This window comes from Breoghania sp. (genome assembly GCF_963674635.1).
Classification (GTDB): Bacteria; Pseudomonadota; Alphaproteobacteria; order Rhizobiales; family Stappiaceae; genus Breoghania.
This window is the reverse complement of record NZ_OY771475.1, coordinates 2,532,199-2,553,394: the sequence shown is the minus strand read 5'-3', so window position 1 is coordinate 2,553,394 and position 21,196 is coordinate 2,532,199. Positions and strand designations below refer to the sequence as shown.

Genomic DNA, 21,196 nt, shown 5'->3' with positions numbered 1-21,196 from the left:
GCGGGGTCGCCGGCATCGGGGTTCAGTCGAAGCGTTGTGCCAGAATTCTGGTCGCGGCTTCAACTCGGACCGAGCGGCAGGGCAATGGCCCCGGACGACAGATCGAGTCGGCACACCGGGAGGATTGCATGAATCAGAAGCAGCCGCTGTGGGCTCCGTCGCGTGCGCGCGTCGAAGCCTCCGCTATCCACAAGTTCATAGGGTTCGTCATGGATCGCGGGGCCCCCGCCCTTGCCGATTATGATGCGTTGCATGCCTGGTCGGTCGCCGAGCCGGGCGCTTTCTGGGATGCGATCTGGGATTTTTGCGGTGTCGTCGGGGAGAAGGGGGAGCGCCTTATTGAGAACGGCGACGCCATGCCCGGTGCGGTCTTTTTTCCCGATGCGCGGTTGAATTTCGCCGAAAACCTCCTGCGTCGCACCGGTAGCGAGGATGCGCTCGTCTTCCGCGGCGAGGACAAGGTCGAAAAGCGCGTGTCATGGGATGACCTCCATGCACTTGTTTCCCGCTTGCAGCAGGCGCTGAAAGCTGCGGGCGTCGGCGTGGGCGATCGGGTCGCTGCGATGATGCCGAACATGCCGGAGACCATCGCCGCCATGCTTGCCACGGTCTCTCTGGGCGGCATCTGGTCCTCGTGCTCGCCGGATTTCGGGCCGCAGGGCGTGCTCGACCGGTTCGGCCAGATCGAGCCGAAGGTCTTCATTGCTTGCGATGGCTATTGGTATGCCGGCAAACGCATCGAGATCGCAGAAAAGCTCGGTGAAATCGTGCCGAAGCTGCAAAGCGCATCAACCGTCGTGATCGTGCCCTATCTGGACATCGCGCAGGAAATGGCGGCCGGCTTGCCGCGGGCCGTGGCGCTGGACGATCTCATCGCACCTTATGAAGCAGGTCCGATCACCTATGAACGTGTGGCCGCGGCCCATCCGCTCTACATCCTGTTCTCTTCCGGGACGACGGGCATTCCGAAATGTATCGTCCATTGCGCGGGCGGCGTCCTTCTGCAGCATCTGAAGGAACACAGGCTCAACTGCGATCTTAACCCGGGCGACAGGTTGTTCTATTTCACCACCTGCGGCTGGATGATGTGGAACTGGCTGGTGACGGGACTGGCTTGCGAACTGACGCTCCTGCTCTTCGATGGCTCACCCTTCGCGCCGACGCCGTCTGTGCTCTTCGACTATGCGCAGGCCGAGCGCATGACCATGTTGGGCACGTCTGCGAAATATATCGACGCACTGCGAAAGGAAGGGCTGAAGCCCTGTGAGACGCACGATCTGAGCAGCCTGAAGGTGATCACCTCCACCGGCTCGCCGTTGGCGCCGGAGAGCTTCGACTACGTCTACGAGCACATCAAATCCGACATCCATCTGGCCTCCATTTCCGGTGGCACCGATATCGCGTCCTGTTTCGTGATCGGTATTCCGACCAAGCCTGTCTGGAAGGGCGAGATTCAGGGGCCTGGCCTGGGCATGGCAGTGGATGTTTGGGATGACGATGGAAAGCCGGTGCGGGGCGAAAAGGGCGAATTGGTGTGCACACGCCCCTTCCCCTCCATGCCTGTGAAATTCTGGAACGATCCGGACGGCCGAAAGTACCACGCTGCCTATTTCGAACGTTTCGACAATGTCTGGTGTCACGGCGATTTCGCGGAATGGACCGAACACGGCGGGATGATCATTCATGGTCGTTCGGACGCGACGCTCAATCCCGGCGGTGTGCGCATTGGCACGGCGGAGATCTACAACCAGGTGGAGCAGATGCCGGAGGTGATTGAATCCCTCGCCATTGGCCAGAGCTGGGATGGAGACGTGCGGGTCGTTCTCTTCGTGCGGCTGGCGGAGGGCGTGGAGCTTGACGAGGCAATGGAAAAATCGATCAAGGCCCGCATACGCACCGGTGCGTCGCCCCGCCATGTGCCTGCACGCATTGTTGCGGTCGACGACATCCCGCGCACAAAGTCCGGAAAGATAACCGAGCTTGCCGTTCGCGACGTCGTGCACGGACGCGACGTCAAGAACAAGGAAGCGCTGGCCAACCCCGAAGCTCTTGATCTTTATCGCGATCTTCCGCAGTTGAACGACTAGAAAGCTGTTCCGGGAAAGTGGAGGGGCGGAGGGCTGCGGCGGTATGACCCCGCGGCCCCGGATGCCGTTCGCGCCTGGCGCAGGGGAGGACTGCAGTTCATCTTTTCTAAAGTCTGTTAGCACGTGCAGCATGACCTGTTGCGTGTAACAACGGATCCATCAACCACCTGTAAACGCCCTGCGGAACACAATACCTTCGACCAGAACGGTATGGATTATTGCGTTGTCCTCCACTTGGAAACGGGCTCTCAAACAAAAGATCGCGCTCGCTTTGACGCCGCGCGATGCTTTCCACGCGCGCAGTGCCACCCGCACGGGCAGGCGCACGCGCGCGCCGGGACCGTTCGCAATCAGTTTGCGCGCGCGGTTCATCCTTCTGGTTGTCGGGCTTTTTGTTAGCTTGACCCTCACCATGGTCGCCACGGCCAGTTATCTCGATCTGCGCGATGATGATCGCAAAACGCTGGACATGGCCACGGTCATCGCGCGAACCGTCGGTCGTCTGGCCGCTCCTGAAATCGTCAATGCCCGCCACACGCCGCTGGAAAACCTGCTTCGCGGCATCGCCTCCGATCCGCTTGTGCTGCGCGTCCATGTCTATGACGCCATAAGTGCGGTGGATGTTGATAGTGGCGTTGACGCCTCGTCGGAGGCAAAGGAGATCCCGCGCTCGCTGATTGACGAGGTTCTGGCGTCGGGGCGGCGCAAGGTAATGCTCGAAGAAGGCGAGGTTGAAGTCGCCGTCCCGATCCTCGTCAGCGGCAACCGCGTTCCTGCGGGCGTTGCTCTCGTTACCTATGCGCGCCCCTATGCGTCGGAGGTCGTTGAGCGAATTTGGTTCCGTAGCGCGCTGATCGCTGTCTTCCTGATCGCAGGCGCGATGCCCCTGACGGTTCATTTCGGCAATGGGTTCCTGCGCCCGATCCGGGAATTGACCCATGTTGCGCACCGGGTCAGCGCTGGGGATTTCAACGCGCCTTTCCCGGTTGAACGTCGCGACGAGATCGGCGTGCTCGCGCGCGCCTATTCCGACATGGTTCGCACCATTCGCGGCAATCTTGATCGTATCCACCAGCTCGCCTTCATCGACAGCGTGACCCGCCTCGCCAATCGCGAGAGCTTTCGTGTGGAGACGGAAAAGGTCGTTTCGACTGCGGGTTCCGAGAAGAAGGGCTTTGCGGTTCTCTACATCGACCTGGACCGGTTCAAGCGCATCAACGACACCTATGGCCACGATGTCGGCGACAAGTTGCTGACGCATGTCGCGCGTCGGCTCACGCTTGAGCTTTGTGGACAGGACAGGCGTATTGACGGCCTTGGCCAGCCCAACGCCGCCAATGGGCAAGGCGAGGAGGCCTTGCCGTTGATCGCGCGGCTGGGAGGGGACGAATTCGCGGTGCTGCTTCCAGGCTGTGCCTCGCGCGCGGCTGCGGCCTGCGTTGCGCAGGTGGCATTGGGAGCCGTGCGCGGCATTTCATCGGTGGACGGTATCCCCGTCTCGATTGGCGCAAGCATTGGCATCGCGATCTATCCGCTGGACGGCGACAGTCATATGACGCTGATGAAGAATGCCGATATCGCCATGTATGCGGCCAAGACCGCCGGGGGGCTGGGTTACGCCTTCTACAATGCCGAGGCAGACCGCGCGGCGGCGGAACGCATGCGGATGGAAACGGAACTGAAGCAAGCGGTGGCACGCGACGAGCTCTTGCTGCACTACCAGCCGCAGATTTCAACCGGATCGAACGCGCTTGTCGGCGCGGAAGCTCTTCTTCGCTGGAATCATCCCGAACGTGGGCTTATCGCGCCGGGTGCCTTTATCAGTCTTGCGGAGGAAACCGGGCTGATTGTGGAGATTGGCCGTTGGGTGCTGCACGAGTCCTGTCGTCAGGCGGCCGATTGGCACCGGCGGGGGATGAAAGTTCGTATCGCGGTCAACATCTCGCAGGCCCAGTTCCGCGATCCGGATGGGTTCGCCAACACGGTCATGGCGATCCTCGACGAGACCGGTTTTTCACCCGCGTTCCTGGAGCTGGAGATCACCGAGTCCATGGCCATGCGGGATCCAAACGAGATTGCGCGCATCATCGATCCTTTGCGCGATGCAGGCATCCGCTTCGCCATCGACGATTTCGGGACCGGCTATTCAAGCCTCGCGCATCTCACCCGGCTGCCTTTTGACATCTTCAAGATCGATCAGAACTTCATCGCCGGTATCGGTGAAGACAAGAGTGCAGAGGTCATCGTCCAGACCATCCTCGCCATGGCGGGGAGCCTGCACTATGATACCGTGGCCGAAGGCGTGGAAACCCGTGAGCAGCTCGCTTTCTTGAAGGACCACGGCTGTACGATGGCGCAAGGCTACCTGATCGGGAAGCCGATGACATTTGACAGTTTCGAAAGCTGGATGGAGGCATGCGCTGCATCGAGAGGCCCCGGCGAAGACGTTGATGCGGGGCCGGCGGATGGTGAGACGGCGCGCTGTACGGCGACTTGCGGCTAGCTGACCTGGCGCAGCCGGGCCACTGCTTTTATCTGTCGAACAAAGGTTGCCTGTCAGAAGAACGGGTGCGGAAAGTCGCCCGGCTGGTGCGCGCCAGCAACATCACCGGGATAAGGCCTGTCAGGACGATTGCAAGGGCAGGCAGCGAGGCATCCTCGAACACTTCGTGCGAGGCCGCCGCATAGACCACGGTGGACAGTGTCTCGAAATTGAAGGGACGCAAGAGGATCGTTGCCGGCAGTTCCTTCATGCAATCCACGAAGACCAGAAGTGCTGCCGACAGCAGGATCGGGCGGATGATCGGCAGGTCGACTTCAATCAGCGTTCTGAGCGAGGTGCGCCCGAGTGTGCGGGCGGCCATGTCCAGATGGGGCGAGACCTTGGCAAGGCCCGCCTCGATGGAGCCGCTGGCGGCAGCCAGAAAGCGCGTGGAATAGGCATAGACCAGGGCCGCGCCAGAGCCGGTGAAGAGCAGGCCTGTTGCAAAGCCGAATGTCTCGCGGGCGAAGCCGTCGACCATATTGTCGAAAGCGGCAAGGGGCACGAGGATGCCGACGGCCAGAATGGTGCCGGGCACCGCATAACCTATGGCGGCGACCCGCGCGACCGCCTGCAAAAGCGCGGACCGGCGAACCCGTTGGCCATAGGCGATCACGACGCCAATACCCACTGTGATGAGGGCGGCCACGCTCGCCAGTGTGAGGGAATTGGTCGCCGCAGCCAGAAAATCGGGACTGGAGAGATCTTCCAGGCGCCGGCTCGCGAAATCCGCGAGCAAGAGCGACGGGGCGATAAAGCCGAGAAGGACTGGAAGCGCGCAGGCGACCATCGCGCCGGCTGCCTGGTAGGGGGAAAGGTGGTAGCCAGGCAGTGCGCGGTAACGCGATGAGGAATGGTGGAAGCGCTGATTGCGCCGCCCGTATCTTTCCACCCACAACAACGCGAACACGGCGACGAGCATGGCGCAGGCGATCTGGGCAGCCCCAGGCAGGGAGCCTCGATTGAGCCACGTGTCATAGACGGAGAAGGTCAGTGTCTTGACGCCGAAAAACTCCACGGCTCCGATGTCGTTGAGGCATTCCATCAGTGCCAGCGAAACGCCGACGGCGATGGCGGGGCGCGCCATGGGAAGCGCCACGCGGAAGAAGACGCGCCAGGGCCCGGAGCCCAGTGTGCGGGATACATCGAGCACGCAGGTCGACTGCATCAGGAAGCTCGCGCGGGCAGTCAGATACACATATGGATAGAGCACCATCGACATGACAAAGATGGCGCCTGGAAGGGAGCGGATTTCAGGAAACCAGTAGTCCCGCGAGGTCTGGAAGCCAAAGATCGCGCGCAGCGCGCTCTGCACGGGGCCTGTGTAGTTCAGGATGTCCACATAGGCGTAGGCGACGATATAGGTGGGGACTGCGAGGGGCACCAGCAGCGCCCAGTCGAAGAAGCCGCGGCCGGGGAACCGGCACATGGTGACGAGCCACGCGGTGCCGACCCCCACAAGCGCCGTCAGGATGCCGACGCCCAGCATGAGCCAGGCGGTGGTGGCGACGGCGCGTGGCAGCACGGTCGTCGCCAGATGGTGCCAGACACCTTCCGCCGGGCCCAGCGCAATGAAGAACAGCGATCCGATGGGGGCGAGGACGAGGGCGGCAACGAACAGGATGGTCACCAGCCAGCCGCGCCCTGCGGCCTGACCGCTGACGCTCTGGCCTGCCATGCCCGGGCCATTTTCGATTTGGGCGTCGGCCTGCGACGCCGCCCCCATGCTCATTGTGAACCGCTCTCCCTTGCCCACCGGCTTACGGGCTTTGCCTAGCTGGAAGGCCCGTCGTCGAAGGCGACTTCATCGACGAGTTCGCTGGCTTCCTGACGGTGCCTTGCGATCTCGATCAGCGGAAGGCTGTCGGGATGAAGCTTGCCCCAGGAGGAGACCAGCTCCGACGGCTGGACATGCGGGTTCAGCGGATATTCGAAATTGATTTCCGCATAGAGCCCTTGCGCCTCGTCCGAGGTGAGGAACTCCATGAGCTTCACCGCGTTCTCGCGGTTCGGCGCGTGCTTGGTCAGCACCATGCCGGAGATGTTGACGTGGCTGCCGCGTTCCTCGGCGTTGGGGAAGAGGATCTTCACCGAACGGGCCCAGGTCTCCTGTTCCGGTTCCTTGTCGTTGGTGAGCATCTTGCCCATGTAGTAGGTGTTGCCCAATGCGATGTCGCATTCGCCTGCATAGATGGCCTGAACCTGGGCCCGGTCGTTGCCGGTCGGCTTGCGCGCAAGGTTTTCCTTTACCGCCGAAAGCCACGCCTTTGCTTTTTCACGCCCCTCATGGGCGATGATCGAGGCGATCAGTCCGATCGTGTAATCGTGCTGGCCCGATCGGGTGCAAAGGCGGCCTTTCCACTTTGGATCGGCAAGCTCTGCATAGGTGATATTGTCCTGCGAAACGCGCTCGCGTGACGCGTAAACGACGCGCGCACGGCCCGTCAGGCCGAACCAGCGATTGTCGGGATCGCGGAAGTTCTCCGGGATGTTGGCCTCGATCGTCCCGCTATCGAGGGGGGCCGCGAAATCCAGTTCCTTGGACCGCTCAAGCCGTCCGATATCGACCGTCAGCATGATGTCGGCCGGCGAGTTGGTGCCCTCCGCGCGGATGCGTTCGCCCAGCCCCTTGGAGGCATAGACGATATTGGTCTTGATGCCGGTCTCTTGCGTGAAGCGGTCGAGCATTGGCTGGATCAGGTAGGGCTGGCGGTAGGAATAGATATTGACCTCACCGTCGGCCTTCGCCGTCGTTGTGCCGAGGCTGCCCGCGACGAGCGCGAGGCTGAGTGTCAAACAGGAAGCAGAAAGGGCGCGTGTCGAAAACAGGCGCCGCGCCGCGGTGGCAAGACTGCCAGAGCGATCGAAATTCAGCATGTGCATCCTCCGGGCGGCAGGGTCAAGGTCTGCCGTTTTGGGGTTTGCCCGCCGCCGGACCCGTCGGTCGGCACTTGCGCTTGAGCGGGCAAATCGTCGTGCGGATGCTCTCGGGTGTTCGGCTCGGATAACTGCGGATCGTACACACCGAAAGCGCTTGGAACGCCCGGGAAGTCACCCTCCCGAGTGGTGCGGCAGTTTATCCAATTGAACCCCGCAGTCAACGATTTTACTATATATTACAATATGTTAGAATAATTCTAAACTATCAGGCTCAAGATTTAATTAGGGCGCGAGATTTAAGTGGAGCGATTGTGGCGCAGAGGGATGCTTCCTCGTCGCACGCACGCCTGTCTTGAACGATCGGGATGTTCCAGATCCCGATCGTTCAAAAGAGATCGCCCTGCTCAGGCGCACCTTTGGGGGCGTTCTTGCGCTTCGTCGGCTTGCGTTGGGCGCGGGCGGGTTCCGTCGGTGCAGCATTTGGTGCGCCTGTGGCGGAACCGTCATCGATCCCGCCGAGCTGAACGCGACCGTCGGCAAACTCGATCTGAAGCGTCATGCCGGGTGAAACGAGCCTGGCGCGCGGCAGGGGCGTGCCTTCCGCGTCGCGCACCACCGCATAGCCGCGGTTCAGAACGCTCTTGTAGGAGAGCGCATCCAGCATCTGTGCCAACCCGTCGAGCCTTGCACGCTGTCGTTGAGCGGTGACGTCGAAGGCGCGGCCGCTTCGCTGTGAAAGGCCGACAAGCCGTTCGCGCCCGACCCGGATGCCCTGCTGCAGCATGCCCGGCTGAAGCCGGCCGCCCACTGTCTGAAGTCGTCCGCGATGGGTGGCGGTGTTGGTGCGCAGCGCCTGACCCAGCGCGCCTGCCACCATGTCGAAGCGCTGGCGGGGAAGTGCGATCAGATCGCGCGGCAGGCTTGCGGCCGCCGCCCTGAGTTCCGTGCGTCGACCCTGAATGAGGCGCAGGAGACCCGTCCGGTTACGGCGGGCGAGGTCGTCGACGGTTGCAAGGAGGTCCGCCTTTACAGGCACGGCGATTTCCGCAGCCCCCGTCGGCGTCGGTGCGCGAACATCGGCGGCGTGATCGATCAGCGTCCAGTCGGTCTCATGGCCCACGGCGGAGATGAGCGGAATGGCGCTTTCTGCCGCCGCGCGCACTACCACCTCGTCGTTGAAGCCCCACAGGTCCTCAAGCGAACCGCCGCCGCGTGCAACGATGAGCACATCGGGCCGCGGGATCGCGCCTCCGGGCTGAAGGGCGTTGAAGCCGCGAATGCCCTCTGCCACTTCCTGGCCACAGGTGTCGCCCTGAACACGCACCGGCCAGACAAGGACGTGCAGCGGGAAGCGGTCATTGATCCTGTGAAGGATGTCGCGGATCACGGCTCCCGTCGGCGAGGTCACGACGCCGATGACCCGCGGGAGAAAGGGGAGGGGGCGCTTGCGGGTCGCATCGAACAGACCTTCCGCCGTGAGCTTTCTGCGCCGCTCTTCCAGTAGCGCCATGAGCGCGCCGACGCCCGCAGGCTCAAGACTGTCGATGACGATCTGGTATTTGGAGGAGCCGGGGAAGGTGGTGATGCGGCCAGTGGCAATGACCTCAAGGCCCTCCTCCGGGCGGAACTTGAGTTTGGAAAAGGCCCCGCGCCAGATCACGGCCTCAATCCGTGCTTTTTCATCCTTCAGCGCGAAATAGCAGTGGCCGGAGGAGTGCGGACCACGATAGCCGGAGATCTCGCCACGCACACGCACATAGCCGAACGTGTCTTCCACGGTGCGTTTGATCGCGCCGGAAATCTCCGTGACGGTGAACTCCGCGGCATTGGTGCGTACTTCGCTCAAGATCGAGCATCCCTTCGTAAAAAAAGCGGAGCAACCGTCCGGTCGCGTCAAAGGCCGGAAAACCGCGGGAAACTGAAGAAGTGTACTTCAGCCGGCAACGCGGCCCATAAGGCGGTGTATGCCACCTATCCCCTTGTCCTTTCAAGCCTTTCTCGCATCTTCAGGCACCGGGGCGCCAGTCCGCGCCCATCGGGTCCTTCAATGAGGCGAGCCAGCATGAGGCGTTTACGTCACGCGATTCGACATGCTTACCTGACGCTCCCATTATGCCGCTTCACATCGCTGTGTCTGCCAATTGATCACGGTCAATGTGGGGGGTGTCAACGGGATGCACAGTTGAGCTGCCTGAGGGCGACGCCATGGCGCGCCCTTATGGTCGAGGAGGTAAAAGATCATGGCACTGAAAGACATTACTGCTCTTGTTGACCTGCATGGTCCCAAGAATGCGATGAGCGTTGCGGTTGACCTGGCGTCGAAGACGGAAGCGCATGTGACTGGCGTGTCACTCGCCTACAATCCGGTCATGCCAGGCTACCTGATCGCGCCCATGCCTGCGGACTATCTGGAGCAGGCGCGCAAGCAGTCACAGGACGACGCCAGGGCCGCTCTGAAGGAATTCGAGGGGATTGCGGAGCGAAATGACGTGCGTTTTGAAAGCCGGGTCGTGCAGATGGCCGGTGGCGGCGCCGCCGATCCCTTCATCGCGCAGTGCCGCCTGTCGGATCTCATCGTCATCGGCCAGTATGATTCAGAGCGTGGAGATGCGATCGGCGAGGTGCTGATCGAGGCGGCGCTGTTCGATTCCGGTGTGCCGATCATGATCGTGCCCTATGCGGGAAAGCCGAAGCTGGCGACCGACAATGTGATGGTTGCATGGGACGGCAGCGCCACGGCCGTGCGCGCGATCCGCGCTGCAATGCCGCTGCTCAAGCTTGCCGGCAAGATCACCGTCGTCATGGTCGATCGTGGCCAGATCAAGACGGGAGAGCCGGGCGCAGAGGTCGCGACCTACATGGCGCGGCACGGCCTTAACGTCACGTTGGAGATGGTCTCTTCGCCGGAAACCTCCGTTTCCGATGCGCTTCTCAACTATGTGTCGGACAACGGCATCGACATGGTCGTCATGGGTGGCTACGGCCACTCGCGCATGCGAGAATTCGTTCTGGGCGGCGCGACCTATGGAATGCTGAAGTCGATGACCGTGCCGGTTGTCATGGCTCACTAACGAGACGGATCCTCCTCTCTCATGCGATGGGAGGGGATGAGAAAATGGCGGCCCGCAGAAATGAACGGACAGTCCGTTTCGTTTCTGCGGGCTGTTTTGTTTTCGGCGCACAATGAGCCGATGTCGCTCATCTGCCGGGGGAAACGGGAATGCAATCACGGGCTGCGTGCCCATGCCGTCCACAAGTTGATCTTTCGTAGGGACTTTTGCAGTTGCGAGTTCGGCGGAGCCTGCGCATCATGAAAAACTGGTTGAAGGGCGGCCTTCCTCCGGCGCAAGTATGTTTGTGTACGTTGTAAACCAGATAAAAGCCCGCTCTCCCGGTTTGTCGCGCGAGCGGGAATACGCCTCGAACTTCCATAACAACCGCAAGACCGCTGTCCCACACCCCATCATGACCATCATCAACCTTGACGGATTGCTCAAGCCCAAATCGATCGCGCTGATCGGCCCCAATTATTTGGGCGAAGACGAGCTGAGTTCTCTGCTGGAGCGCATGGCCGACAGCGGATATCTCTCGCCGACGACGCTTGTTGGCTTTCACGACACACATGGCGCGTTTTCCGAGGCGGACAGTCTGGACGACATGGGCCAGATGCCAGATTTGGCGGTGCTGGCCTGCGGGCCGGACCACGCCGTGGAGACCATCGCAAGGCTGGGAGCCGGAGGCACGCGCGCAGCGGTAATGATCGCGTCCGGTTTCGAGGTGTGGCCGTCGGAAACGTTGCAAGCCATGCTGGACGCCGCGCGCCCTTACAATCTTCGCCTCATTGGTCCGGGCAGTCTCGGCATCTCGTCTCCCAGTCACCGCATGCAGGTGCACCTGTCGGTGGAAACGGTGCCGGGCGGGGATCTGGCAATGGTCTGCCGGTCCGGCATCATCATGAACGCCACCCTTTCCTGGGCCGCGGCGCATGGGGTCGGGTTCTCCCACGTTGTCTCGCTCGGCGACCGGGTGGACGTCGATATCGCCGACCTCCTCGACTGGTTCACCAGCGATGTGGAAACCCGTGCCATCATGGTCCAGCTGGAAACGGTGACCAATGCGCGCAAGTTCCTGTCGGCTGCGCGGGCGGCGGCAAGGGCGAAGCCGGTCGTCCTCATCCGCACCGGCGTCAGCACCGATCCCCAGGCGAGCTCGCTGACCGCAGCCGGGCGTCTTGCCACCATGGATGCGGTCTATGATGCGGCGCTGATGCGTGCGGGTGTGCTGCGTGTGACCGGTCTCGACGACATGTTCGATGCTGCGGAGACGGTGACCCGTGTGCACCCGAACCTCGGTCGCCGTTTGGCGATCATTGCCAACAGCCGGTCTCTCGCGACCCTCGCCGCCGACCGTGTGGCTGCGCTTGGCGGCGAGATCGCGCAGATTTCCGCGGTGACGGAGGAGGCCGTGCAGCCGATGCTGCGCTCCTTTGTGGCCCCCGAAAACCCGTTGATAATCCCCTCCAATGCCCCGCCGGAGAGCTATCAGGAGTTGATCCGGCTTCTGTTGGCGGACCGCAACGTGGACGGGATCGTGGTCGTCTCCGCGCCCACCGCTTTCGCCCAGCCCATGGGTACGGCGGCAGCCATCGTGGCGGCCGCGGGACGCCAGGTGGGCCAGCCGCGCGCCAAGAAGGCCGTGATTGCGGCGCTCGCAACGGCCGAACAGGCGCCGCAGCGCATGCTGGAGGCTGCCGGAATTCCCTGCTATCGCACGTCGGCGGAAGCCGTGCGCGCCTTCATGTATGTGGCGCGCTACAGCGAGGGCAAGAAACTCCTGATGGCGAACCCGCCCAGCCTTCCGGACGATTTCACTCCTCAGATGGAAGTGGCCCGCGCGATCGTGACCAATGCGCTGGCGGAACCTCGTGACTGGCTCGACCATTCGGAGTGCCGCGATGTGCTGACGGCCTATGGCCTCAATTTCGGTCCGGCGCCGTCCATCCCGCGCAAGGCGGGCAGCAAGGTGCCGGGTGAACTCTTCGCCGGCCTTGCCGACAACCCCACCTTCGGGCCCGTGATCGTGTTCGGACAGGGCGGTTCCGCAGTCGATTACGCAGGCGATTACGGTCTCGATCTCGCACCGCTCGATCTCAACCTCGCCGAGGCCCTGATCGCGCGCACCCGCATTTCCCGTCTTTTCCACGACGCGGACGAGAACGAACAATCGCGCCATATCCGTCATGCCATCGCGATGGTGCTGGTCAAGCTCGCCCAGCTCGCCGTCGATATCCCCGAGATCCGCGAAATCGACCTCAACCCCTTTTATGTGGACGAGGACGGCGTCGTCACGATCACGGACATGCGCATCGCGATCGCTCCGCCCAAGATCGTGCCCGGCCGCATGGCGACCTCGCGTCTTGCAATCCGTCCCTATCCGAAGGAATGGGAGCGCACACTGCAGCTCAAGGATGGCCGCCGCTTCTTCGTGCGTCCCGTGCGTCCGGACGACGAAGACAGCTTCAAGGCTTTCTTCGAGGCGGTGAGTGCGGAGGATCTCCGCTTGCGGTTCTTTGCGCCGGTGCGCGATTTCTCCCACGCCTTTCTCGCGCGGCTGACCCAGCTCGATTATTCGCGCGCCATGGCCTTCGCCGCCTTCGACGTCTCCACCGGCGTCATGGTGGGGGCGGTGCGCCTGCATGCCGATCCCGATCACAAGACCGGCGAATACGCCATCATGGTGCAGTCGGATCTGAAGGGCAAAGGTCTCGGCTGGATGCTGATGAACCTCATTATCGAATATGCGGAAGGCGACGGCATCGAGACAATCACGGGAGAGGTGTTGAAGGAAAACACCACCATGCTCGATATGTGCCGGTCGCTTGGCTTCAAGATCCGGCCGTCCTCGGATGACGAATCCGTCTCTGTGGTCACGCTGTCGGTGGCCGAAGTGCGCTCCGACGCGAAAGACCCCGGCGAGAGCCCCCAAGAGGCCGCCTCATAGCCGCACGACTGGGCCAGAACTGGCGTCGAATGGCGAAGAGATGCAAGACAGACGGGCTGAGCGGGCTTCTGCCTGCTCAACGAACAGGTGTCTATCTCCTTCGCGGACCCACACCCCGTCGCCGCGGGGCCGGTTTCTTCCGGTTCCATGGCGCCCGGCAGGCGTCAAAGATAGCCTTGTTCCTTGAGGAAGACTGTTAGCGCCGTGGGGAAGGGGTAGGTGCCCCGCTCGCTTTCAGAGCAGTTCGGCTTCTCCGTCGGGCAGCTTTCGAAGCCTTCATCGCGGTAGCCGCGATAGGCGCGTTTCATGGTCTCCCAGGCGTCATAGCCTTCTCCCAACAGCGCCTTCTGCGCGACCCAGCCTGCAAAGAAGCCGGGAGAAAATTCCGCGCGCGCGGCCTCCAGTCCCTCGTTCATCGAGCTCAATCGCGTCCGATGGGCCTGCGCGAATTTCGGTTCGCGCGTGATGTCGACCCGCTGACCGCTCCGCGCCGTCAGGATCATCAGCGGCGCGGTGGAACAGGCATAGCAATCGAAGGCATAGAGAAATGCGTTGTCATAGGTCGACATCTCGACCAGGCCGTCGCCGTCGATATCGGAGAAGTCCCCGCCCTCGCCGTCATACATGCCGAAGTCGATCGTCTGCCACGCGCCCGAAGCATCTGTGCTCATCACGTAGATCTGGGTGCAGCAATGCGCGCCACCGGAAAAGGATGTGAAGACAATCTCGGGCGTGTTGTTGGTGGGGTCGATCTCGTAGAAGCCGACGGTGCCTTGCGGGGTCTCCCAGCCATTCGCTTCGCCAAACAGCTCCACCACGCGCTTGCCTTCGACGCTGATTTCCAGCTTCGGCGCTTTCAACGTGGCGTCGTTTTCCGGATAAGCCATGAAGAGCTTCGCAGTAATGCCGTCGCGGGTCAGGGCCACCTGTGGAAGCTTATCGGAAAGAGTTGCCCGGTCTTCATCGGCGGCCTCCGCGAGCCCGGCCAAAAGGCTCGCGAAAACGGCGAAAAGAACACCGATAGTCAGTCTGCAAAGCCCCGGCTGCCCGGATGCAACGCCCCGCCTGAAACCCATTTTCCGCCCCTTCTTCCAGCCATGATTCCGTATTGCCGGATCCGCAAAGCATAGTTGATCTTCCAAGGTGGCAGAAGCGTCCTGTCGCAAGGCGGCCACCCGCGACGGGGAGGGATCAGGCACAGGGGGCTCGAACGTCGGAGGTCTCGAATGCGGCCAGGGTGTCCAGCGCATTGGCCTTGGTATCCTCAGGTGATCCCGAGGCATCGACGCGTGGCCAGCCGATCGGCCCAAGGTCGAGGCGTAACTGGAAACGCACCACTGCGATGTCAGCGTCGGACGCATCGTTGACGCGCGTATCCACGCGCTCTTCCATGAGCTTCGGATTGGCTTCCAGCCAAAGGCCGCGGAAGGGAACGTCCAGTATCGTGGCGAGTTTCGCAATACCGTCGCGCTCACGCGGCCTGGCGAAAACGGCGTCGACGATCACGTTTTGCCCCGCGGCCAGCGCCACCTCGGCCTTTTCGCACAACCGGGCATAGACTTCCTGCGTGATCGTGTCCGTATAAGCTTCCGTCGGCAGCTGCTCGGTCATCTTCGCGTTGAAGAGCAGTTTGCGTTCGACATCCGAGCGCAGGACGACCGCCCCCGGAGGCATGCCCAATTCCGGCGCCAACGCACGCGCAAGCGACGACTTTCCCGTGCCCGAAAGCCCGCCCACCGCGATCAGCCGGGGCTCGGGCGAGTCCAGGAAGCGCTCGGCAAGCTGAAAGTGACGGATGGCGTCATCATTGGCCGCCTGACGATCCTGCCCTGAAAGGTTGGCGGCGCGTGCGGCGGCCACCTTCGCTCGGATACAGGCGCGCATCAGCATGAAGAACGGAAGTGCCGCCAGATCCTCCAGATTTGCAAGGCATTGGGTTTCTGCAAGATATCGGTTCAGCAGCCTGTTTGCAGCGCTCTCTTGTCCATGCATGACAAGGTCCATAAGCGGAAAGGCAAGGTCGTAGAGCACGTCGCCGGTTGCAATGCGGTCGTCGAATTCGATGGCGTCGAAGAGCACGGGCTTTTCGTCGATCAGCACGATATTGCCCAGATGCGCATCGCCGTGACAGCGCCGAATGGAGCCGGTGCGGCCACGCTGGGCCAGAAGGGGGCGAATCCAGGTGAGCATGGCGTTCGCCTCCGCGTTCAGCATGCGCACCCGCTCGGGGGGGAATAAATCCGGACTGGCCAGAAACGCCGCCCGGTTTTGGTCCACATAGGCTTCCAGATCGTCAATCCAGTCGGCCGCAGCCGCTTCGTCGACCTGCGGGGCTGCCGCATGCGCGGCGGCGAATATCTCCGCAAGTTGATCCGCCATCCCTGCGGGAAGGGGGCCCTTTTCAGCGAGGATATCGAGTGTGCGGGTCTCATCGAACCGCGTCATGTGCACTAGCCATTCCACAGGCTCGCCGTGGCCGCCAAGCGCCAGACTGCCATCCGCGTCCTGCGTCACGGGCACTGCGCCGCGATAGATCCGGGGGGCATTCGTTTGGTTGACCTCTATCTCGCGTTTGCAGGCCGCTTCCCGTTTTTCAAGCGTTGAGTAATCGAGAAAGGGAAAACGCACCGCACGTTTCATTTTCCATGCGTTGTCACCTGCCAGAATCACCACCGCCGCATGTGTGTCGATACGCGTGACCTCACCGCCTGTCCCGTGGGTAACCGGATCCTCCAGCATGGCAAGAACTCGGGGCTGCATGTCGTCAGTCACGTTCAGATACCGTCCAGGCAAGTGTTGTCGGGAAAAGGATAGTCATTCTGCATTCTATTCGTTGATCGTACGGGGGCGTTGACTTCAATCAATGAACTGGTCGCAATTTAAGGCAGTCTTGAGGGAAGAGAATGAGAATTTCCCCAACGGAATGGTGATGTGATAATTGTATCTTACAACATTACGTAAAATTTGAATGAGTTGGCGCGGAGGAGATGAACGCCATGGGTGACCTTTCGGAACTCAAGAAAATACGGCTCAATCTGGCGCGTACGAAAGAACACCCCAACGGCTCCAATCGCCACGGATATGAGTTCGTTGCGCCCCTGACGGAGGCCGGGGAAATCGATCCCGCCATATGGAAAACCCATCGCGACAAGTGTCGGGTGCGGCGTTTCTGGGGGGACGAACAGGACGATATTGGCCATCTCGTCCATCGCCCTGGCGGCTCCTGGGCGTTTCGCTATGACATTGACGGCGACGAGGATGATGAGGCGGGTTATCGCTTCGCGGCCCATCCATTCAGGCCTGGCGAATATGTCTCCATCCGCGATGATGATGGCGAAATGCACACGTTTCAGGTGGTGACCGTTCAGTCGATCTAACATTCCCGGTCGCATTTCGGTGTTTACGTAGCGGTGAAAACGCAAAACTTCACATGCCGTTGCGATTCCCTCTCCGACTTTCGCCCTCTATGATCGCGCAAAAATGTGCACAGAGGGTGATTCATGACTGACGTAGCAGCGCAAAAAAAGAAGACCGGAGGGCAACTCCTCGTCGATGCGCTTGAGGCAAATGGCGCGGAACGTGTTTTCTGCGTTCCCGGTGAAAGCTATCTGGCCGTGTTGGACGCACTTCACGATGCCTCCCTTCCGGTGACGGTGTGTCGTCAGGAAGGCGGCGCGGCGATGATGGCCGAGGCCTGGGGCAAGATGTCGGGCAAGCCCGGCATTTGCATGGTAACGCGCGGGCCCGGAGCGACCAATGCGTCTGCAGGGATCCATGTCGCGCAGCAGGATTCCACGCCGATGATCCTCTTTATCGGCCAGATCGAACGCGGGATGCGCGGGCGCGACGCTTTCCAGGAAGTCGATTACACCAAGATGTTCGGCTCGATTGCCAAGTGGGTCGCCGAAATCGAGGACGCCGAACGGGTGCCGGAGATCATCGCGCGGGCCTTCTCCGTTGCGTGTTCCGGTCGCCCCGGGCCGGTTGTGCTGGCGCTGCCGGAAGACATGCTGGTGGAAGAGGCGGATGTCGCCGCCCCGAAGCCGGCCTGCCACGTGGAAACCCACCCCGGCCTCGGTCAGATGGCGGATCTTCAGAAGATGCTGTGGGCCGCAAAACGTCCCGTCGTGATCGCGGGCGGCAGTGGCTGGTCGGAAGCTGCGACCGCCCGGCTTGCACGGTTTGCCGAGCGTTTCGACCTTCCGGTCGCCTGTTCCTTCCGGCGCCAGATGCTGTTCGATCACAACCACCCCAACTATGCGGGAGATCTGGGGCTTGGCGTCAATCCGAAGCTGGTTGAACGCATCCGCGATGCGGACCTGATCCTGTTGGCGGGCGGACGGCTTTCGGAAGTGCCGAGCCAGTCCTATACGCTTCTCGATATTCCCGCGCCTGCGCAGACCTTCGTTCACGTTCATGCCGCTGCGGAAGAGCTTGGCCGCGTTTATCAGCCCAGTCTTGCCATTCACGCCTCGCCGGAAACCTTCACAGCCGCGCTTGAAGGTCTTCAGCCGCCCAACGAGATCGTCTGGTCGAATGAGACGCGGGCCGCCAACGAAGCGTATCACGCCTGGTCGGATCAGCCGCCCGCGACGCAAGGCCCATTGCAGATGGGGGAGGTGATGACCTGGCTCCGGCACAATCTGAAGCCCGACGCCATCATGACCAACGGTGCGGGTAACTACGCCACCTGGTTGCACCGTTTCCACCGTTTCCAGCGGTTCGGTACCCAGCTTGCGCCGACATGCGGCTCCATGGGGTACGGTTTGCCGGCGGCGGTTGCCGCCAAGATCCGTCATCCCGAACGCGACGTCGTCTGTTTCGCCGGGGACGGATGCCTGCAGATGACCATGAACGAGCTGGGCACCGCGATGCAGGCAGAGGCCGCGGTGATCATCCTGTGTATCGATAACGGGATCTACGGCACCATCCGCATGCATCAGGAACGCGAATATCCGGGCCGGATTTCGGCGACCATGATGGCCAATCCTGATTTCGCCGACCTGATCCGCGCCTATGGCGGACACGGCGAGACGGTGCGCGAGACATCGGAGTTCGGGCCCGCTTTCGAGCGTGCGCGAGCGTCCGGCAAGCTGTCGCTGCTGCACCTGCATCTGGACCCCGAGATCATTTCCCCCGTGACGACGCTCTCCGCCATCCGGGAAAACTCGCTGGCGAAGGTGAAGGGATGAGGCGTTAAAGCCGCTCAGACGTCGAAATGGAAAGGGCGGCGCTTCGGGGCCGCCTTTTTCATATGCGGGGGCAGGTGTGTTCGCCGTGTCGCCCGAGTGTGGGGCCGATCCTTCGAGACGCGCCTGCGGTCGCTCCTCAGGATGACGTTGTAAATGTAGAGAGATTGAAGAGCTTTCCCCACCCACAACGTCATCCTGAGGAGCCTGCGAGAAGCAGGCGTCTCGAAGGATCGGCCGCGCCCCGCAACGTCTCTCCCGCGCAAATCAAACGGGCAATCCCCCGCCCCTCAACACGACCAATTCGCCCCTCTCTCCCATGGGGAGAGGGTTGGGGTGAGGGGTATCGAATTCTCGTGGATACGGTTGAGCTCGACACGCTTACTCGGAGCTTCGCTCCGATCTCTCCCCTGGAGAGAGGTGCTTGGGTCGGTCTCTTCTTCGCCGCGCGCACGACAAGGCGTGCCCCGTGAGAGCCTGATATCGTCAAATTGTCAGGAAAACCCCTTGAAGGGGAATGGTACCGCCTCCCCGGTTCGAACGGGGGACCTCTAGATCCACAATCTAGCGCTCTAACCAACTGAGCTAAGGCGGCGCGAAGTGAGCGGACCATATGGATTTTCGATTTCGATTTCAAGTGCCCATGGCGGCGTTTTTGCGTCGCCTGTGCACAGCTTGATCTCGAAACGAAAACGCCCGGAAAACCACCGCTTTTGCGGGGCTATCCGGGCGATCTTCTGGCGACTGGCAGGTGCCAGCCGCGCGCAGGCGGCGCTTTACGCAGCCTTCATGTCCTTGAAGGCCTTGCCGAACGCGTCCTTCATCGGCTCACCGAGGTCGCTGGCGAGCTTGGTGCTCAGTTCCTGCATGTCCTTGGTCTGCTTGGTGAGCGCGTCGAACTGGTTGCGCGCAAAAGCGGTCTGAAGCTCAATCGCCTCCGACACGGACTTGACGCCGAACAGCGACTTCATGAAGTCGTAGGTGGCGTCGGTGTTGGTCTTGGCGGCTTCAAGGGCGCACAGGTTGATGTCCATCACGCCCTGGCGGGTGGTTTCGTAGCTGTCTTCGATCATGTCGGTTGCCTCCTCGGCTGCAGACTTGAATTTCTCGTAGGCTTCGCGGGACTGGTTGAGCCCCTTTTCCGTCATCTCGCGCACGGCCGCAGGCATTTCCATCTTGGGCATGGAGAAAGCCTCGAAATTCGGCATGGCGGCGGACGGCTTGGCGCTAGAGGTCGGCTTGGCGGTCGTGGACTTCGCAGTGGTCATGAATTCTCTCCTATGGGTTTCCGGCCCCGGAGCGACCTGACTGCTGCACATCGTCAGCAATCCATCCTTCGGAGCGATTGGCGGACCGGTACGTCTTTCTGGCCGGGGTTGTTCGGGAGACAACATCGCTCAGGCGATAATTCGGCCCGAAAGGTCCCAATCCGGCAGTCACAAAATCAATTCAGGCACTTAAGCGTCGATCAGAGATCGGATGGCGTGCCCAGCGTTTCTACACCGCATAGAATAGGGAGTTTTTGTTGCATTGCAACATAAATATTGCGATGCACCATAAATATTTTCGAAGGTCTTGAAAGGAAACGAAATTCGGGGCCTGTCCAACAGCCCCGGTCAAAGACGCAAGATGGAAACGCGAGCCAGCTGGTCCGTATCCATCCAGACGCGCGGCAGCCCAAGCGGGTGCGCCCTGACGTGGCGTGGCGCACCGCAAGAGGCGTTTTGGGGCGGGGACGCTACTTGTCAGTCCCCTTTCTGGTGACATCGGATGCGGTGCGCGAGGCGCTCTCGCTCAATTCGCGTGCCTGCTCGCCCAGGGCCTCCATCTGGCCCTTCAGATACTCGCTCTGCAGCCGGAGAATTTCCTGCATGTCGCCTGCGCGCACGATCTTCTGGGCAAGCTGGAAGGCGGCGTCGACATGCTCTTCCGCGTAGTCGAGTACCTTCTTGTTCATGTCGAGCGAGCCGGACTGAGCGGCGTTCGTCTGCCCTTCCACGGTCGTCATGGCTTTCTGGGTGGCGTCCATGAAGCTGTCGAAGGCCTTGCGTGCCTGGTCCACGCTTTTCTCGGCAAATTCACGCATCTGCTCGGGAATCTCGAAATTGGATTTCGACGTCGTCATGAAAGGCTCCTTGATTCCGCCTCGACAGGCGTTGTGGCATCGGATAACCGCAAATCCACAGCTTGCCCTCTGCAGGTATGGATCTTAATGCGAACACAATGACAAACACATTACCATACGACAACTGTCGCGTGGTGCCGGACGGTAACTGTCTCCGGCAAAAACAAACGTCTTGCTGCGAAGCGCTGCAAGCGCGATGCGCGCATGGTTCCTGCGTATCGTCACAATTGGCATATGTTACCATAAGCAAGGCGCATTGCGACGAATACGGGTTAACCACGCTGTCAACGAGGGGGAGGGATCGGACATCTGCGCATGGACGCTGATTGGAATTCCGGTTATTAACAAGGTGTTAATCCGGCTTGTGCCGGGC

General features: G+C 61.5%; 14 protein-coding genes and 1 tRNA gene. 6 read left to right on the top strand and 9 right to left on the bottom strand.

The window, feature by feature from the left end; genetic code table 11:
- Nucleotides 1-128: 128 nt before the first annotated feature.
- The gene (locus ABGM93_RS11045; RefSeq protein ID WP_321499396.1) at nt 129-2,087 is read left to right on the top strand and encodes an acetoacetate--CoA ligase; all 1,959 of its coding nucleotides are present in this window, start codon (nt 129-131) and stop codon (nt 2,085-2,087) included.
- A gap of 159 nt (nt 2,088-2,246) precedes the next feature.
- Here ABGM93_RS11045 and ABGM93_RS11040 read toward each other — a convergent pair whose 3' ends face one another.
- Complete coding sequence (locus ABGM93_RS11040) at nt 2,247-2,459, bottom strand: hypothetical protein (protein ID WP_321499394.1); 213 nt, start codon at nt 2,457-2,459, stop codon at nt 2,247-2,249.
- A gap of 28 nt (nt 2,460-2,487) precedes the next feature.
- On the opposite strand from ABGM93_RS11040, the gene ABGM93_RS11035 reads away from it, so the two are divergent.
- Complete coding sequence (locus ABGM93_RS11035) at nt 2,488-4,590, top strand: EAL domain-containing protein (RefSeq protein ID WP_321499392.1); 2,103 nt, start codon at nt 2,488-2,490, stop codon at nt 4,588-4,590.
- Nucleotides 4,591-4,618: 28 nt separating this feature from the next.
- Here the strand turns inward: ABGM93_RS11035 and ABGM93_RS11030 are convergent, their stop codons facing one another.
- From ABGM93_RS11030 to xseA, 3 genes are all read right to left on the bottom strand, one after another.
- On the bottom strand, nt 4,619-6,361 hold the full coding sequence (locus ABGM93_RS11030; protein WP_321499390.1) for an iron ABC transporter permease: 1,743 nt from the start codon (nt 6,359-6,361) through the stop codon (nt 4,619-4,621).
- Nucleotides 6,362-6,402: 41 nt separating this feature from the next.
- Entirely contained in the window at nt 6,403-7,506 is a 1,104-nt protein-coding gene (locus tag ABGM93_RS11025; protein WP_321499388.1) for a Fe(3+) ABC transporter substrate-binding protein, read from the bottom strand.
- Nucleotides 7,507-7,894: 388 nt separating this feature from the next.
- Nucleotides 7,895-9,355: an exodeoxyribonuclease VII large subunit gene (gene xseA, locus ABGM93_RS11020; RefSeq protein WP_321499386.1), complete on the bottom strand. Its 1,461-nt coding sequence runs from the start codon at nt 9,353-9,355 to the stop codon at nt 7,895-7,897.
- A 394-nt stretch (nt 9,356-9,749) separates the two neighbouring features.
- Between xseA and ABGM93_RS11015 the strand changes: the two genes are divergently transcribed.
- Both ABGM93_RS11015 and ABGM93_RS11010 read left to right on the top strand, forming a co-directional pair.
- Nucleotides 9,750-10,580 (top strand): universal stress protein, encoded by an 831-nt coding sequence (locus ABGM93_RS11015; protein WP_321499384.1) that lies wholly within the window; start codon nt 9,750-9,752, stop codon nt 10,578-10,580.
- 394 nt (nt 10,581-10,974) lie between these two features.
- Nucleotides 10,975-13,509 (top strand): GNAT family N-acetyltransferase, encoded by a 2,535-nt coding sequence (locus ABGM93_RS11010; protein ID WP_321499381.1) that lies wholly within the window; start codon nt 10,975-10,977, stop codon nt 13,507-13,509.
- 164 nt (nt 13,510-13,673) lie between these two features.
- Here ABGM93_RS11010 and ABGM93_RS11005 read toward each other — a convergent pair whose 3' ends face one another.
- Together ABGM93_RS11005 and ABGM93_RS11000 are read right to left on the bottom strand one after the other, a co-directional pair.
- Nucleotides 13,674-14,585, bottom strand: coding sequence for a hypothetical protein (locus ABGM93_RS11005; protein ID WP_321499379.1), 912 nt, complete (start codon nt 14,583-14,585; stop codon nt 13,674-13,676).
- 115 nt (nt 14,586-14,700) lie between these two features.
- A complete protein-coding gene (locus tag ABGM93_RS11000; RefSeq protein WP_321499377.1) occupies nt 14,701-16,269 on the bottom strand; it encodes an AAA family ATPase in 1,569 nt (522 codons plus the stop codon).
- A 236-nt stretch (nt 16,270-16,505) separates the two neighbouring features.
- Between ABGM93_RS11000 and ABGM93_RS10995 the strand changes: the two genes are divergently transcribed.
- The gene (locus ABGM93_RS10995; protein ID WP_321499375.1) at nt 16,506-16,886 is read left to right on the top strand and encodes a hypothetical protein; all 381 of its coding nucleotides are present in this window, start codon (nt 16,506-16,508) and stop codon (nt 16,884-16,886) included.
- 123 nt (nt 16,887-17,009) lie between these two features.
- Nucleotides 17,010-18,701, top strand: a complete 1,692-nt coding sequence (locus ABGM93_RS10990) for a thiamine pyrophosphate-binding protein (RefSeq protein WP_321499373.1) — start codon at nt 17,010-17,012, stop codon at nt 18,699-18,701.
- 515 nt (nt 18,702-19,216) lie between these two features.
- Here the strand turns inward: ABGM93_RS10990 and ABGM93_RS10985 are convergent.
- The 3 genes from ABGM93_RS10985 to ABGM93_RS10975 all read right to left on the bottom strand — a co-directional run bounded on the left by ABGM93_RS10985 (nt 19,217) and on the right by ABGM93_RS10975 (nt 20,823).
- Nucleotides 19,217-19,293, bottom strand: a tRNA-His gene (locus ABGM93_RS10985).
- A gap of 181 nt (nt 19,294-19,474) precedes the next feature.
- The gene (locus tag ABGM93_RS10980) at nt 19,475-19,966 is read right to left on the bottom strand and encodes a phasin (protein ID WP_321499371.1); all 492 of its coding nucleotides are present in this window, start codon (nt 19,964-19,966) and stop codon (nt 19,475-19,477) included.
- Between the two features lie 470 nt (nt 19,967-20,436).
- Complete coding sequence (locus ABGM93_RS10975; RefSeq protein WP_321499369.1) at nt 20,437-20,823, bottom strand: phasin; 387 nt, start codon at nt 20,821-20,823, stop codon at nt 20,437-20,439.
- Nucleotides 20,824-21,196 lie beyond the last annotated feature (373 nt).

Coding starts and splice junctions, on each gene's coding strand:
- ABGM93_RS11045 (WP_321499396.1), top strand. CDS start 129: ATGAATCAGAAGCAGCCGCTGTGGGCTCCGTCGCGTGCGCGCGTCGAA.
- ABGM93_RS11040 (WP_321499394.1), bottom strand. CDS start 2,459: ATGAACCGCGCGCGCAAACTGATTGCGAACGGTCCCGGCGCGCGCGTG.
- ABGM93_RS11030 (WP_321499390.1), bottom strand. CDS start 6,361: ATGAGCATGGGGGCGGCGTCGCAGGCCGACGCCCAAATCGAAAATGGC.
- ABGM93_RS11025 (WP_321499388.1), bottom strand. CDS start 7,506: ATGCTGAATTTCGATCGCTCTGGCAGTCTTGCCACCGCGGCGCGGCGC.
- ABGM93_RS11015 (WP_321499384.1), top strand. CDS start 9,750: ATGGCACTGAAAGACATTACTGCTCTTGTTGACCTGCATGGTCCCAAG.
- ABGM93_RS11010 (WP_321499381.1), top strand. CDS start 10,975: ATGACCATCATCAACCTTGACGGATTGCTCAAGCCCAAATCGATCGCG.
- ABGM93_RS11005 (WP_321499379.1), bottom strand. CDS start 14,585: ATGGGTTTCAGGCGGGGCGTTGCATCCGGGCAGCCGGGGCTTTGCAGA.
- ABGM93_RS11000 (WP_321499377.1), bottom strand. CDS start 16,269: ATGCAGCCCCGAGTTCTTGCCATGCTGGAGGATCCGGTTACCCACGGG.
- ABGM93_RS10995 (WP_321499375.1), top strand. CDS start 16,506: ATGGGTGACCTTTCGGAACTCAAGAAAATACGGCTCAATCTGGCGCGT.
- ABGM93_RS10990 (WP_321499373.1), top strand. CDS start 17,010: ATGACTGACGTAGCAGCGCAAAAAAAGAAGACCGGAGGGCAACTCCTC.
- ABGM93_RS10980 (WP_321499371.1), bottom strand. CDS start 19,966: ATGACCACTGCGAAGTCCACGACCGCCAAGCCGACCTCTAGCGCCAAG.
- ABGM93_RS10975 (WP_321499369.1), bottom strand. CDS start 20,823: ATGACGACGTCGAAATCCAATTTCGAGATTCCCGAGCAGATGCGTGAA.